The organism is Pseudomonas sp. WS 5532 (assembly GCF_012985445.1).
Lineage (GTDB): Bacteria > Pseudomonadota > Gammaproteobacteria > Pseudomonadales > Pseudomonadaceae > Aquipseudomonas > Aquipseudomonas edaphica.
The window spans coordinates 20,339-33,606 of sequence record NZ_JAAQWK010000037.1; the positions used below are offsets into that span (position 1 = coordinate 20,339).

Annotated in this window: 14 protein-coding genes; 6 read left to right on the top strand and 8 right to left on the bottom strand. The window is 61.7% G+C overall.

Annotated elements, in window-relative coordinates:
- Positions 1-46: 46 nt before the first annotated feature.
- The 5 genes from HBO23_RS32565 to HBO23_RS32585 all read right to left on the bottom strand — a co-directional run bounded on the left by HBO23_RS32565 (position 47) and on the right by HBO23_RS32585 (position 5,462).
- Entirely contained in the window at positions 47-805 is a 759-nt protein-coding gene (locus tag HBO23_RS32565) for a helix-turn-helix domain-containing protein (RefSeq protein ID WP_017137263.1), read from the bottom strand.
- Positions 806-869: 64 nt separating this feature from the next.
- Complete coding sequence (locus HBO23_RS32570; protein WP_170040886.1) at positions 870-2,312, bottom strand: amidase; 1,443 nt, start codon at positions 2,310-2,312, stop codon at positions 870-872.
- Positions 2,309-3,619 carry a citrate-proton symporter gene (locus HBO23_RS32575; RefSeq protein WP_017137261.1) on the bottom strand — a complete coding sequence of 437 codons (1,311 nt, stop codon included), beginning with the start codon at positions 3,617-3,619 and terminating at the stop codon, positions 2,309-2,311. The genes HBO23_RS32570 and HBO23_RS32575 overlap by 4 nt, the downstream gene beginning before the upstream one ends.
- Before the next feature lie 59 nt (positions 3,620-3,678).
- A complete protein-coding gene (locus tag HBO23_RS32580; protein ID WP_170040887.1) occupies positions 3,679-4,854 on the bottom strand; it encodes a M20 aminoacylase family protein in 1,176 nt (391 codons plus the stop codon).
- A 236-nt stretch (positions 4,855-5,090) separates the two neighbouring features.
- Entirely contained in the window at positions 5,091-5,462 is a 372-nt protein-coding gene (locus tag HBO23_RS32585; RefSeq protein WP_170040888.1) for a colicin E1 family microcin immunity protein, read from the bottom strand.
- A 558-nt stretch (positions 5,463-6,020) separates the two neighbouring features.
- On the opposite strand from HBO23_RS32585, the gene HBO23_RS32590 reads away from it, so the two are divergent.
- On the top strand, positions 6,021-6,311 hold the full coding sequence (locus HBO23_RS32590) for a DUF3077 domain-containing protein (RefSeq protein WP_017137258.1): 291 nt from the start codon (positions 6,021-6,023) through the stop codon (positions 6,309-6,311).
- Between the two features lie 179 nt (positions 6,312-6,490).
- Here the strand turns inward: HBO23_RS32590 and HBO23_RS32595 are convergent, their stop codons facing one another.
- Together HBO23_RS32595 and HBO23_RS32600 are read right to left on the bottom strand one after the other, a co-directional pair.
- Positions 6,491-6,805 (bottom strand): amidase, encoded by a 315-nt coding sequence (locus tag HBO23_RS32595; protein ID WP_138454419.1) that lies wholly within the window; start codon positions 6,803-6,805, stop codon positions 6,491-6,493.
- Positions 6,802-7,884: a serine hydrolase gene (locus HBO23_RS32600; protein ID WP_170040889.1), complete on the bottom strand. Its 1,083-nt coding sequence runs from the start codon at positions 7,882-7,884 to the stop codon at positions 6,802-6,804. The genes HBO23_RS32595 and HBO23_RS32600 overlap by 4 nt, the downstream gene beginning before the upstream one ends.
- Positions 7,885-8,069: 185 nt before the next feature.
- Between HBO23_RS32600 and olsB the strand changes: the two genes are divergently transcribed.
- Positions 8,070-8,825, top strand: a complete 756-nt coding sequence (gene olsB, locus HBO23_RS32605; RefSeq protein ID WP_017137255.1) for an L-ornithine N(alpha)-acyltransferase — start codon at positions 8,070-8,072, stop codon at positions 8,823-8,825.
- Positions 8,825-9,616, top strand: a complete 792-nt coding sequence (locus HBO23_RS32610) for a lysophospholipid acyltransferase family protein (RefSeq protein WP_017137254.1) — start codon at positions 8,825-8,827, stop codon at positions 9,614-9,616. Before olsB ends, HBO23_RS32610 begins: the two co-directional genes overlap by 1 nt.
- A 113-nt stretch (positions 9,617-9,729) precedes the next feature.
- On the opposite strand, the gene HBO23_RS32615 is transcribed toward HBO23_RS32610, so the two are convergent.
- Positions 9,730-10,314, bottom strand: a complete 585-nt coding sequence (locus HBO23_RS32615; protein WP_017137253.1) for an ACP phosphodiesterase — start codon at positions 10,312-10,314, stop codon at positions 9,730-9,732.
- A 154-nt stretch (positions 10,315-10,468) separates the two neighbouring features.
- Here HBO23_RS32615 and HBO23_RS32620 point away from each other — a divergent pair, with 154 nt between their 5' ends.
- From HBO23_RS32620 to HBO23_RS32630, 3 genes are read left to right on the top strand one after another with little or no spacing between them, the layout of a single operon-like run.
- Positions 10,469-10,795: a helix-turn-helix transcriptional regulator gene (locus HBO23_RS32620; protein ID WP_017137252.1), complete on the top strand. Its 327-nt coding sequence runs from the start codon at positions 10,469-10,471 to the stop codon at positions 10,793-10,795.
- Between the two features lie 13 nt (positions 10,796-10,808).
- On the top strand, positions 10,809-11,975 hold the full coding sequence (locus tag HBO23_RS32625; protein ID WP_017137251.1) for an MFS transporter: 1,167 nt from the start codon (positions 10,809-10,811) through the stop codon (positions 11,973-11,975).
- A gap of 31 nt (positions 11,976-12,006) precedes the next feature.
- The gene (locus tag HBO23_RS32630) at positions 12,007-13,062 is read left to right on the top strand and encodes an alkene reductase (protein ID WP_170040890.1); all 1,056 of its coding nucleotides are present in this window, start codon (positions 12,007-12,009) and stop codon (positions 13,060-13,062) included.
- The last annotated feature ends 206 nt before the right edge of the window (positions 13,063-13,268 follow it).

A 13,268-nucleotide genomic window follows, 5' to 3' on the forward strand; every position in this document is an offset into this window, starting at 1 on the left:
CCGCTATCGCAGGCAAGCCAGCTCCCACAGAGTTCGGTGGTTGCCTTCAGATCAGCGCCCGCTGCACATCGCGCACCGTCGCTTCGAGGCTGGCCATGTGCAGGTTCAATACGCGCTCCACCGGCGCCTGATGCATCGGCCAGTGCAACGCCATACTGCCCACCAGCCGCCCATTGGCCTGCACCGGCAGGGCCACCGCACGAATCAGAAACGGCAGGCGCACCGGGTATTCCCAATAGCCTTCAGTGCGCTGGCCAAACCCCTGGTGCTGGGTTTGCTCGCAGGTATGCACCTGCTCGTCCGCGGCGACATGATCGCGGCCCGCCAGACGCTGCACCTCCTCAACCGGCAATTGCGTCAGGCATGCCTTGCCCATCGCCGAGTGAAACAGGCTGGCGTGCTGGCCGACGATCTGGCAGTTGTTGGGGTACAGCTTGCGCAACACACTGGGGATCGCGCTTTCCATGACTTCCAGGCGCTCACCATCAAAGCAGGATAAATCCACCACCAGCCCGGTGCGCTCGCTGAGTTCCAGCAGCCAGGGCGCGGCGCTTTCCACCACCTGGCGCTTGAAACGTTGCTGGGTGTCGCCGAACAAGCGCTGGGCGCGCAGGCGGTAACGACGGTCGCTGAGGCCGCGATAGACCCACCCCTGTTCCTGCAAGGTCAGCAACATGCGCGACACCGTCGCCTTGGGCAGTCGTGTGAGGTAGTGCAACTCCTCCAACCCCAAGGCCTGGTGTTCGCCGAGCAGTTCGACGATGGCGAGTGCGCGCTCAACCGACCGTACCGTGCCTGTCTCCATGTTCGATCTCCCTGTTGCCGGTGGATGATCATTTTTCACAGCAAGATACAGGCCCGATCGCAGGTCAACTCATCGATTCAAGGCACGCAGGCGGGCGGCGTTGTACCCATTGCGTCAGCTGTTCATGGGCATAGGCCAGCTGCAAAACCGCCCGGTCCGCCTGGGCCGGGCCGATAATCTGCAGGCCCATGGGCAAGCCTTGAGGATTGAAGCCCACCGGAATATTCATGCTCGGCAAGCCGGCCAATGTAGGGCCGATCACCACCTCCATCCAGCGGTGATAAGTGTCCATTTCGCGCCCACCCACACGGCGCGGCCACGCTTGTTGTGCATCAAAAGGGAACACTTGGGCAGTGGGCAACAGCAGGAAATCGTAACGTTCAAACAGCTTGGCCAGGGCGCGATACCACTCGCTACGGTCCACCGACGCCTGGTACACCTGCTGCGCGCTCAAGCCCAGCCCGCCCTCCACTTCCCATTGCGCCTCAGGCTTGAGCAATGCGCGTTTTTGCGGGTTGGCGTAGGCCCCGCCGAGGTTGCCGTGCACCAGCCAGTGGCGATGCACCAACCAGCAGCGCCATAGGCGCGCCAGGGAAAATGCCGGCTGGCAGCTTTCCACCTCGCAGCCCAATGCGGCGAAATCGCCGAGGGCCGACTCGCACAGGCTCATCACACCCTCGTCCATCGGCAAGTAGCCGTTGTAGTCACCCAGCCAGCCCAGGCGGGCGCCTTTGAAGTCGCGCTGCAACGGCTGGCCGAACACCGACGGATCATCCTTGGATGAGAGCGGCACCCGTGGGTCGTAACCGGCCTGGATACTGAGCAAATGCGCCACATCCGTCACACTGCGACCCATTGGGCCTTCGGTGCCCAGTTGCTGCACAAACAATTCCGGCGCCGGCCCGTGCGGCACACGCCCCTGTGAAGGGCGCAAACCAAACACGTTATTGAACGCCGCCGGGTTGCGCAGCGAGCCCATCATGTCGCTGCCATCGGCCACCGGCAGCATGCGCAACGCCAGCGCCACCGCCGCCCCGCCGCTGCTGCCTCCGGCCACCAAACGTGGGTCATAGGCATTGCCGGTGGTGCCGAACAGCGTGTTGTAGGTCTGCGAGCCGAGGCCGAATTCCGGCACGTTGGTCTTGCCGATGATGATCGCGCCGCTGGCCCGTACGCGCGACACGCTGATCGCATCTTCGGCGGGCACATGCTCGGCGAACAGCGGCGAGCCCAAGGTGGTGCGCAAGCCCTTGGTGGCCGCCAAATCCTTGATCGCCTGGGGCATGCCGTGCATCCAGCCTCGCGATTGGCCCTGGTCCAACTCACGATCACAGGCACGCGCTTCGGCCAGCACTTCATCGGCATCACGTAACGACACCAGCGCATTCACACTCGGGTTAAAACGCTGGATCTGCGCCAGGTAATCGCCCATCACGTCTTCACACGACACCTGCCGCGCATGGATCGCTTGCGACAGCTGCGTGGCATCCCAATCAACACGGCTCAAGGCTTCACCTCATTGGAAAAGGGCAGCGGTTTTTTCGCCCGTGGGGCTTCGTGCATGCAGTAAGTGCCCATCAACGTCAGCACGCAAGCGAACAGTACATAAAACGACGGCGCCACTGGCGTACCCAGTACTTTGGTCAGCCAGGTCACGATCAACGGTGCGAAACCGCCGAACACCATGACCGCGACGTTATAAGCCACCGACACACCCGTTGACCTCACCTCAATCGGAAACTGTTCGGCCAGGGCCGTCGGTGCCGGGCCGAAAAAGCCGCCGATGACCGTGCACAGCAGCACTTGCATCACCAGCAAGCGCTCGATGGACGGTGCCGCGGCCACCCACACATACAACGGGTAAACCATCACAAAGAATGCCAGGGTGAAAGCCATCAACACCGGCCGCCGCCCCAGCCGGTCCGAGAGCATGCCGGACAGCGGAATCACCACGGTCATCAGCGCCACTGCGAACATCTGCACCATCAGCACCTGGTCCAGCGGCAAACCGAGGCTCTTGTGCGCGAAGGTCGGCATATTCACCAGCACCACGTAGAACGACACCGTCGCCCCACAGGCCAAGCCCATGGAGACAAGGATGCTGCGCCGATGCTCGCGCAGCACGCCCATCAAGCTCGGCGCCGGGCCGGTCGCTTGCTTGCGCGCCTGGATAAACTCTTCGGGGTCTTCCAGGTGACGGCGAATCCACAAGCCCACCGGACCGATCAGCAAGCCCAGCACAAACGGCACGCGCCAGCCCCACAGGTCGAGGGTTTGCGGCGAAAAGAAGTGCGTGACCAACGCCACCATCGCCGCCCCACCAAATACCGCCAGGCATTGCCCCACCAACTGCCAGGAGCCATACAAGCCCTTGCGATGGGCCGGCGCACTTTCCACCAGAAACGCCGTGGCACTCGCGTACTCACCGCCGGTGGCAAAGCCCTGGAGCATGCGCGCCACCACAATCAGCAGCGGCGCGCCCATGCCGATGGCGGCGTAATTGGGCGCGAAGGCGATCAATGCGATAGACACGGTCATCAGCCGGATAATCAACTGCATCGCGGCTTTGCGGCCTTTGCGGTCGGCATAAATGCCGAGCAGGATGCCGCCCACCGGGCGCATGAAAAAGCCCACGCCGAAGGTGGCCAGGGCCATCAGCAGCGAGGCGTATTCATCCTGCGACGGAAAGAATTGCCGGGCGATGATGCTGGCCAGAAAGCCGTAAACGATAAAGTCATACCATTCCAGCGCATTGCCGATCACAGCCGCCACCACCTGGCGGGTGCGCGATACGCCTGTGTTTGAAGTCTGCATGAGGAACACTCCATTCAACCGATAAGGGCAAGGGTCCAGCGGCAGAAAAAAAGAGGTCGTCAGGCAGGCTTGAGCCAGCTCTCGGCCAGCGCGCCCCAGTAGGCGGCGCCGGTCAGCAGGATGTCGTCGTTGAAGTCATAGGCGGGGTTATGCACCATCGGCCGCGACACGCCGTTGCCGATAAACAGGTAACTGCCGGCGCAGCGTTGCAGCATCCAGGCGAAGTCTTCACTGCCCATCAGCGTGCGGGTGTTGCCGTCCACCGCGTCGGCGCCGAGCAAGGCAATGCCGACCTGGCGAGCGAACTCGGTTTCTTCGGCGTGGTTGACCAGCACCGGGTAGGCCGGGCGGTGTTCGACCTGCACCGTGCAGCCGAAGCTCGCGGCCTGGGTCTGGATGATCGCGTTGACCCGTTCGAGCATCTGCTCGCGCACCTTGGGGTTCAGTGCGCGCAGGCTCAGGCGCAACAGCGCTTGCTGAGGAATCACGTTGGCGGCCTGCCCCGCTTGCAGCGCACCGACCGTGACCACGGCGGCTTCCTGGGTGTCGATATTGCGCGCCACCACCGTTTGCAACGCCATGACCATACTCGCGGCGGCCACCAGCGGATCCACCGTCAGATGCGGCATGGAACCGTGGCCACCGACGCCTTCCAGCGTCACGGTAAGCAAGTCCTGCGAGGCCATCATCGGCCCGACCCGCAAGCCCAGATGCCCCGCCGGCAAGCCCGGCATATTGTGCATGCCGAACAGGCCGTCACACGGAAAGCGCTCGAGCAAACCATCGGCCAGCATCGCCTCGGCGCCGCCCTGGCCTTCTTCGGCGGGTTGGAAAATCAGGTTCAAGGTGCCGTCAAATTGCCGCGTCGCCGCCAAGTAACGCGCGGCACCGAGCAGCATGGTGGTGTGGCCGTCATGCCCGCAGGCGTGCATGCAACCAGCGTGCTGGCTGGTGTAGGCCGCGCCGGTGTTCTCGATGATGGGCAAGGCGTCCATGTCGGCGCGAATGCCCAGCGTGCGCGAGCTGCTGCCATTGCGCAGCACGCCGACCACACCGGTTTTGCCGATGTCGGTGTGCACCTCGTAGCCCCATTCTTTCAAGGACTGCGCAACGAGCGCGCTGGTGCGGTTTTCTTCAAAGCCGAGTTCGGGATGGGCGTGGATATCGTGGCGCACAGCGTGCAAGTCGCTGGCGACGTCGCTGAGCCAATCCATAATGTGCTGGTGTGGGCGCATGGTGATTCTCCTCACAGGCGGGTGGTCCCGTTCTTGTTGGCGGCACATCGACAGCTAAGCGCGATGTGAGCGCGAGGACAATCAAAGGTGGTTCCACTGGGTGGAACCTAAGGCCGACACCTAATAACCCTGTGGCGAGCAAGCTTGCTTGCGCCGGGGTGCGAAGCGCGCCCAAAACGCGGGGCCCAACAACTAGAGGTTCCGTTCTCAGAAAGCAGAGGCCGCGCGAACGGGCACTATTTTTTCAGCCACAACCACAGCCCATAGAAGACGCCAAGCGGAATGGCAAAAACGAAATAAAACATCCATAGCAGTGTGTGACCACCATTCGATGCGGCGGTCTGTAGGGGATGTGTCGCCCAAAATTCTTTTCCAGTAAAACGAAAGACAACGTTTTCGACTGCACGCCTGGCCAGCGGGAACAACAGCGCATTAACCCCGCAGATCAAAATATAGATCGCGGCCTTTTCGCTTGATTTGAAACCGTAGACGCTCATGCAAAAAATAAACAACGCAATAATGAAGCTTTTTAAATAATAGTTTTTCTCCAGGCCCATTCGCGTTCTTATCATCCTGAAGTATTTTTCGGCCTTGCGCCCCAGCGTCATAAGTCTCCTTTTATGCCTGTTAACGGCCGACGTGTGTGGGGTCGGCCGCGGGCAAGGTTACTACAGGGGCGCGCGCTGGAAACACAGCACCCGGCAAGTTTCAAGGCAACAACCGACACTTCTGCCGCTGCGCATAACCCTGTGGCGAGCAAGCTTGCTTGCGCTGGGGTGCGAAGCGCCCCCAAAAAGCCGGTGACTGCTGCGCAGTCAAACGGGACGGTACGGCGATCCGACAAGCGCCCTCGCCACACAACGCAGATTGCGGACAGCTATTGGCCACCGGTTGCGACGGCGCGTGCATAGGGTTAACCTCGCCTCCGTCGCTGCTCATCAGCGACCGGGCCTGGAAACCCGACGCTTAAGGACGCTACAGCGTCGTCAAACAATCAGCAGGCGCTTTTTTTATGCCTGCAGATTGTGCTTTTTGGCGGCTGTACGTGGGAGACCTTCGGGTCTGCCGGGTTCCTTTTGCCTCGGTTTCCAGCCCGCGTACAGTTGCCACCCTTCGCCTGGAAACGTTAGTGGCAGCTCTTTTTGTTCATGCAAAAGGATTCAGTTATGACTAACGCCACATCAGCCGAAACCCTCGGCGCCGCCACCTTCGCAGACTGCGGAGAAAACAAAAGCCACCTGAAACTCTTCCGCGTCAACGCCGGGGTTCCGCTCGTAGAAGCCCTCGAACACGCATCCCACGTGCTCTATTACGCAAAAATGCTCTCCCTTGAAGCCGCCATGGACCCCAAGGCGGAGAAGTTTGCATTCGCCTCGCATTACCTGGGGGAAATGGGCAAGGCGATCATCGATGACCTGTTGCTGGCCTTGCAGCCTGGCAGCCCAACCCCGCAGTAAGTCGTCCGCGCCCGGTGCAGTGCATCGGGCGCCTGTCCGGACTGCCTCATTTCCCAAGATCAGCACAAATCCATGTGGGAGCTGGCTTGCCTGCGATAGCGGCCGGTCAGTCAACATCACTGTCGCCTGTGCCGCCACCATCGCAGGCAAGCCAGCTCCCACAGAGAATCTTTGGTGTGTCAGGGGCTGAGGCGGCAGCCTTGGCGGTCGCCTAGCCAGCGCGCTGTATGCGTGCGCCCTAAGCCGCTTGCCGTGACTTCACTGCGTTCCGGCGAATCAGTGAACGCACTGGTCGGCACATACTGCTTCACATACCCCAGGCAATAGTCCGCCGGGTTGTTCTCCACATACCGGCACGAGCAATACTCCTTGGCCGTGTACGCCGCGATGATGTCTGGGAAGGCTTGCAGGTTGACGCGTTCGTGCCACACCCAGCCCGACAGGGCGAGCAACAGCAGCAAAAACACGCTGATAAACGGATGACGACGGATCATGGTTGCACCGCCGCCAGTACGCGCTTGAGCAGTTCGTTGTGACGGTAAGTGCCGTCACGGTCATCGCCGTAGCGCACGATCACCAGGTGTTCGTCGGGCAGCACATAGAGCGCCTGGCCCCAGTGGCCGAGGGCGGCGAAGGTGTCGGCAGGCGCATCGGGCCAGGGTCTTGGGGCACCTCGTACGTCGAGGTTGAGCCACCATTGCCCGCCGGGGACGGCGTCGTCCTGGCCGGCCTTGTATTTGTCGAATGGCTGGCGGTTGAAGGCGACCCACTCTTTAGGCACCAGTTGCTGTTCCCCCCAACGACCGTCGCGCGCCATCAGCAGGCCGACCCGCGCCAAATCGCGAGCGGTGAGGTAGGCATAGGACGAGGCGACGAAGGTTTCGTCGGCGTCGGTTTCCCAGGTGGCGTTGTGAATGCCCAGCGGCTTGAACAGCGCGTCCCACGGGTAACTCATATAGGCCTTGTGGCCGAGCATGCCTTTAAGGGCGGCGGACAGAATATTGCTGTCGCCACTGGAATAACGAAAGGCCTGGCCCGGTGCGGCGGCGGCCTCGGTGGCTGCGGCAAACTCGGCCATATCGCTGCGGCCTCGGGTGTAGAGCATCGCCACCACCGAGGAATTGAGTGGGGCGTATTCGTAGTCTTCCTGCCAGTCCAGGCCCGAGGCCCAGTGCAGCAGGTCGGCCATGGTGACTTTGGGGTGCTGTTTCATCGGCGGGTAAAAACGCGCGGCCGGGTCATTCAGTTTGAAGCGATTTTCGCCGTAGGCCACGCCGAGCACAGTGGCCATCAAGCTTTTGCTCACCGACCAGGTCAGGTGCGGCGTGCTGGCGGTGGTGGGCGCGTCGTAGCGCTCGTAAACGATCACGCCATCGCGGATCACCAGCAGCGCGTCGGTGCGGATGCCTTTACGAGTGGCGTCGTCACGGGGTGGAAAAGCATAGGCATTCAGTGCATCGACCGCCGGGCCTTCGAGCGGCGCGCCCTTGGCCCATTCCTTGTCCGGCCAGGTGTCGGCGTGGGCGGCAGCGGTGACTAACAGCAGGGCAACGCACAACAGGCCTCGGACCATGGACGCAAACTCAAGGGGGCTTTCAAGCCCGCGAGCCTAGCCCAGGCGCATGACAGATTTGCGACAGGAAGGCCTGTCATCCAAGCGTCACCATAACTTCATGGAGCTGACACCGAGCCTACATAGCCTGAGTTTGGACAAACAAGTCGACCGGCCGGTAAGTGGCCGGCACTCGGAGATTCGCCATGACTCAGATCGCCCGCATCAGCGACACCGGCAATGAACGCCGTCTGCAAGCCGAACGCCTGGTTGGCGCCAAGGCTTTGCAGGAAGCCCAGGCCCTGCGTTTCAACGTGTTCAGCGGCGAGTTCAACGCCAAGCTGAAAGGCGCGGAACAGGGTCTGGACATGGATGACTATGATGTTCACTGCAGCCATATAGGCGTGCGGGATTTGAACAGCGGTCGACTGGTGGCCACCACCCGTTTGCTCGACCACCAGGCCGCCAGCACCTTGGGCCGGTTCTACAGCGAAGAAGAATTCAGCCTGCATGGCTTGCTGCATTTGCAAGGCCCGATCCTGGAGATCGGCCGCACCTGCGTCGACCCGGCCTATCGCAATGGCGGCACCATCGCGGTGTTGTGGGGCGAGTTGGCCGAAGTCCTCAACCAGGGCGGTTACAGCTATCTGATGGGTTGCGCGAGCATCCCGATGCACGACGGCGGCATCCAGGCTCACGCGATCATGCAGCGCCTGCGCGAACGCTACCTGTGCAACGAGCACCTGCGCGCCGAACCGAAAAAACCACTGCCGGCGCTGGACCTGCCGTCCAACGTCATCGCGGAAATGCCGCCGCTGCTCAAAGCCTATATGCGCCTGGGTGCGAAGATCTGCGGCGAGCCGTGCTGGGATGAAGACTTCCAGGTGGCCGATGTGTTCATCCTGCTCAAGCGCGATGAGTTGTGCCCGCGCTACGCCCGCCACTTCAAGGCGGCCATGTGATGAGCCGCCTGCGCGTGTACGGGCGCATTGCCCGGGTGCTGCTGGTGGTGGCGCTGGGGTTGAGCATGGCCAGTGTGTTTGGTGTATTCGAACGCATGGGCATTGCCAACTCGATGGTGCGGCGCCAGCGTTGGTCGCGTTTTTTTATGGCACGGCTGACTAACGCCCTGCCCTTTCGCGTGACGGTACACGGTGAGTTGCCGACGCAGCCGATGCTGTGGGTAAGCAATCACGTGTCCTGGACCGACATTCCGCTGCTCGGCGCGGTGGCGCCGATGTCGTTTTTGTCCAAGGCCGAAGTGCGCACCTGGCCGGTGGCCGGCTGGTTGGCGGCCAAGGCCGGCAGCTTGTTTATTCGCCGCGGCTCAGGCGACAGCCAGTTGATCCGCAAGCAGATGACTCGCCATCTGGAGCAACAGCATCCGCTGCTGATGTTCCCCGAAGGCACCACCACTGATGGGCGCAGCCTGCGTACGTTCCACGGGCGTTTGCTGGCCAGTGCGATTGATGCGGATGTGTCGCTGCAACCGGTAGCGATTCGTTATTTGCGTGATGGGCAGGTGGATGCGTTGGCACCTTTTATTGGCGATGACGATTTGCTCTCGCACCTGATGCGTCTGTTCAGTAATGACCAGGGTGATGTGGAGATTCATGTGCTCCAGCCGATTGCCTGTGCCGGGCAGGAGCGTGCGGCGCTGGCGTATCAGGCGCAGCAGGCGGTGCAGAAAGCGTTGTTTGGGCCGTTGCCGGAAGTTGAGCAGGTGGCGGCTCGACCTGCATTTGCGGCCTGAGATGAACTGAACACCGGTTCAAATGTGGGAGCTGGCTTGCCTGCGATAGCAGTCTGTCAGTTGAAAGAGATGTGGCTGCCCCACCGCTATCGCAGGCAAGCCAGCTCCCACAGTTAGATCTCAGTAGTCAGTTGGAGCTGTGCAAACTTCTGTAGCTCTGGATAAAACAACCGAAAATCTTCACTCAACGGCTCATACAAAACCCGCAACTCCTGCATCGCATGGCCCAATTCCTGGGGCTGTGTCAGGCGCCGCGAGATCCCCCGCAACACCTGCTCCATCACCGCAAACTCGCGGTACGAACCCAGCCAATCATCCGCCGCCATATACGGCGCAATCTGCGCCAGCCGCCCCGGCAGTTGCGGCTCGGCCGCCAGCACGCGGTACACCTGCGCAGTGAAGCGTTCCAGCGGCTGCTCGGCGTACAGCGCCCAATCCCGCGCCAGGCAGTGGTCGAAAAACACATCGAGGACAATCCCGGCGTAGCGCTTGCGGGTCAGGCTGAAGCGTGACAACGCCTCATCCACCAGCGGGTGGCTGTCGGTAAAGCGGTCGATCGAGCGATGCAACTGAATCGCCGACTCGATTTGCGGGCTGAACTGGCCTTGCAGGCGGCCTTTTACAAAGTCGCCATACAGGCTGCCGAGCAATTGAGCAGGAAGTTGGCCGCCCAGGTGCAGATGTGCGAGATAATTCATGCCGCGCAGTCTACCACTGCCGATTACGTATCGTTATAACCCGATATACCGAAATAGCCTGATCTCAGATCAAAATCATATTGGTATATCGGGATAGACCGATTTAAAGTTCGCCTCATCGCGATATAACGCTGTACGAAACCGAGCAACCGCCATGTCCATTGACCTCGACGAAATAATAAAAGCCCTGGCACACCCAGTACGACGAGACATCCTCACCTGGCTGAAAGACCCGAAGGTGCAGTTTCCCGAGCAAGTGCACAACCACGAATACGGGATCTGTGCCGGGCAGATCGACCAGCGCTGCGGCTTGTCGCAGTCGACCGTGTCGGCCCATTTGGCCACCTTGCAACGCGCCGGGTTGATCAGCAGCCAGAAGGCCGGGCAGTGGCATTTTTTCAAACGCAACGAGGCAACCATCCAGGCCTTCCTCGCGGCGCTCATCACCGAACTCAGTGCTGACGAAAACGCAGCGCTGTAACAAGGAAACGCCAATGCCCCTCTCGCTACTCATACTGGCCCTCAGCGCCTTCGCCATCGGCACCACCGAGTTCGTCATCATGGGCTTGCTGCCCGATGTGGCGGCGGACCTGGGCGTGTCGATCCCCGGCGCCGGCTGGCTGGTCACCGGCTACGCCCTGGGCGTGGCCATCGGCGCGCCGTTCATGGCACTGGCCACCGCCAAGCTGCCACGCAAGGCCGCCCTGGTAGCGTTGATGGGCATCTTTATTGTCGGCAACCTGCTCTGCGCCCTGGCCAGTGACTACAACGTGCTGATGTTTGCCCGTGTGGTCACCGCGCTGTGCCACGGTGCGTTCTTCGGGATCGGTTCGGTGGTAGCGGCCAACCTGGTGCCGGCCAACAAACGGGCTTCGGCCGTGGCCTTGATGTTCACCGGTTTGACCCTGGCCAACGTGCTCGGCGTGCCGCTGGGTACCGCACTGGGACAGGAAGCCGGCTGGCGCTCGACCTTTTGGGCGGTGACGGTGATTGGCGTAGTCGCCTTGATCGGTCTGATCCGCTTCCTGCCGGCCAAGCGTGACGAAGAAAAACTCGACATGCGCGCCGAACTGGCCGCGCTCAAGGGCGCCGGCATCTGGCTGTCGCTGACCATGACTGCGTTGTTCGCCGCGTCCATGTTCACCCTCTTTACTTACGTCGCACCGCTGCTCGGCGATGTCACCGGCGTGTCGCCCAAAGGCGTGACCTGGACCCTGCTGCTGATCGGCCTGGGGCTTACCGTCGGCAACATCATTGGCGGCAAGCTGGCGGACAAACGCCTGGCCGCCACCCTGATCGGCGTGTTCATCAGCATGGCAGTGGTCTCCACGGTGCTGACCTGGACCAGCGTCGCGGTGATCCCGACGGAAATCACCCTGTTCCTGTGGGCCACCGCTTCGTTCGCCGCCGTACCGGCGCTGCAAATCAACGTGGTGACCTTCGGCAAGGCCGCTCCAAACTTGGTGTCCACCTTGAATATCGGCGCCTTCAACATCGGCAACGCGCTCGGCGCCTGGGTCGGCGGCAGCGTGATTGCCCACGGTTTCGGCCTGACCAGCGTGCCTTTGGCCGCGGCGGCCCTGGCGATTCTGGCCCTGCTGGTGACCCTGATTACTTTTCGTCAGAGCGGCGATGCCGACCTGGCCCCTGCGACCAACTGATCAATCCACTTAAAGAGAAGGGTGTTTTCCCATGACGACTATTTTCGATCCGATCAAACTGGGCGACCTGCAATTGTCCAACCGCATCATCATGGCGCCGCTGACCCGCTGCCGCGCCGATGAAGGCCGCGTACCCAACGCGCTGATGGCCGAGTACTACGTGCAACGCGCTTCCGCCGGGCTGATCTTAAGCGAAGCCACCTCCGTGACGCCGCTGGGCGTTGGCTACCCGGACACACCGGGTATCTGGTCCAACGACCAGGTTCGCGGCTGGGCCAATGTAACCAAGGCTATACACGGCGCGGGCGGCAAGATTTTCCTGCAATTGTGGCACGTGGGCCGTATCTCCCATGAGTCGTACCTCAACGGCGAAACCCCGGTGGCACCAAGCGCCATCCAGCCTAAAGGCCACGTCAGCCTGGTTCGCCCGCTGGCCGACTACCCGACGCCACGCGCCCTGGAAACCGCTGAAATCGCCGACATCGTTGACGCTTACCGCGTCGGCGCTGAAAACGCCAAGGCCGCAGGCTTTGACGGCGTGGAGATCCATGGCGCCAACGGCTACCTGCTCGACCAGTTCCTGCAAAGCAGCACCAACCAGCGCACCGACAACTACGGTGGCTCCCTGGAAAACCGTGCTCGCCTGCTGCTGGAAGTGACCGACGCCGCCATTGAAGTCTGGGGCGCCGGCCGTGTGGGTGTGCACTTGGCACCACGCGCCGACTCCCACGACATGGGCGACGACAATTTGGCGGAAACCTTCACCTACGTCGCCAGCGAGCTGGGCAAGCGTGGCATCGCCTTCATCTGCTCCCGTGAAAAAGAAGCCGGCGACAGCCTCGGTCCACAACTGAAAAAAGCCTTCGGTGGCCCGTACATCGCTAACGAACGCTTCACCAAAGACAGCGCCAACGCCTGGCTGGCGGCCGGCAAGGCCGATGCAGTGGCCTTCGGCGTGCCGTTCATTGCCAACCCGGACCTGCCGGCGCGCCTGAAGGCCGATGCGCCGTTGAACGAACCGCACCCGGAAACCTTCTACGGCAAAGGCCCAGTGGGTTACATCGACTACCCCACGCTGGCGCTGTGATGTAATTCGCTGAAACGAAAAAGCCCCGGTTCGCAGGAACCGGGGCTTTTTTTCGGCTGATTGATCGTTCCCACGCTCTGCGTCACTAGTGTCCGGTAAACATGTTTCATAGCTGAAGGCTGCCTTGGGCAGCCTTCAGCTTTTCTCGCTCCTGCCTTCGTCGATCCCTCAACTCTGGCGTCGCGGGCCGTTCGTGCAGGACATGA

Bases quoted from the DNA above. Each gene is read 5' to 3' on its own strand.
- HBO23_RS32565 (WP_017137263.1), bottom strand. From the start codon at position 805: ATGGAGACAGGCACGGTACGGTCGGTTGAGCGCGCACTCGCCATCGTC.
- olsB (WP_017137255.1), top strand. From the start codon at position 8,070: ATGACTCAGATCGCCCGCATCAGCGACACCGGCAATGAACGCCGTCTG.
- HBO23_RS32615 (WP_017137253.1), bottom strand. From the start codon at position 10,314: ATGAATTATCTCGCACATCTGCACCTGGGCGGCCAACTTCCTGCTCAA.
- HBO23_RS32610 (WP_017137254.1), top strand. From the start codon at position 8,825: ATGAGCCGCCTGCGCGTGTACGGGCGCATTGCCCGGGTGCTGCTGGTG.
- HBO23_RS32630 (WP_170040890.1), top strand. From the start codon at position 12,007: ATGACGACTATTTTCGATCCGATCAAACTGGGCGACCTGCAATTGTCC.
- HBO23_RS32595 (WP_138454419.1), bottom strand. From the start codon at position 6,805: ATGATCCGTCGTCATCCGTTTATCAGCGTGTTTTTGCTGCTGTTGCTC.
- HBO23_RS32575 (WP_017137261.1), bottom strand. From the start codon at position 3,619: ATGCAGACTTCAAACACAGGCGTATCGCGCACCCGCCAGGTGGTGGCG.
- HBO23_RS32625 (WP_017137251.1), top strand. From the start codon at position 10,809: ATGCCCCTCTCGCTACTCATACTGGCCCTCAGCGCCTTCGCCATCGGC.
- HBO23_RS32590 (WP_017137258.1), top strand. From the start codon at position 6,021: ATGACTAACGCCACATCAGCCGAAACCCTCGGCGCCGCCACCTTCGCA.
- HBO23_RS32580 (WP_170040887.1), bottom strand. From the start codon at position 4,854: ATGCGCCCACACCAGCACATTATGGATTGGCTCAGCGACGTCGCCAGC.
- HBO23_RS32585 (WP_170040888.1), bottom strand. From the start codon at position 5,462: ATGACGCTGGGGCGCAAGGCCGAAAAATACTTCAGGATGATAAGAACG.
- HBO23_RS32600 (WP_170040889.1), bottom strand. From the start codon at position 7,884: ATGGTCCGAGGCCTGTTGTGCGTTGCCCTGCTGTTAGTCACCGCTGCC.
- HBO23_RS32620 (WP_017137252.1), top strand. From the start codon at position 10,469: ATGTCCATTGACCTCGACGAAATAATAAAAGCCCTGGCACACCCAGTA.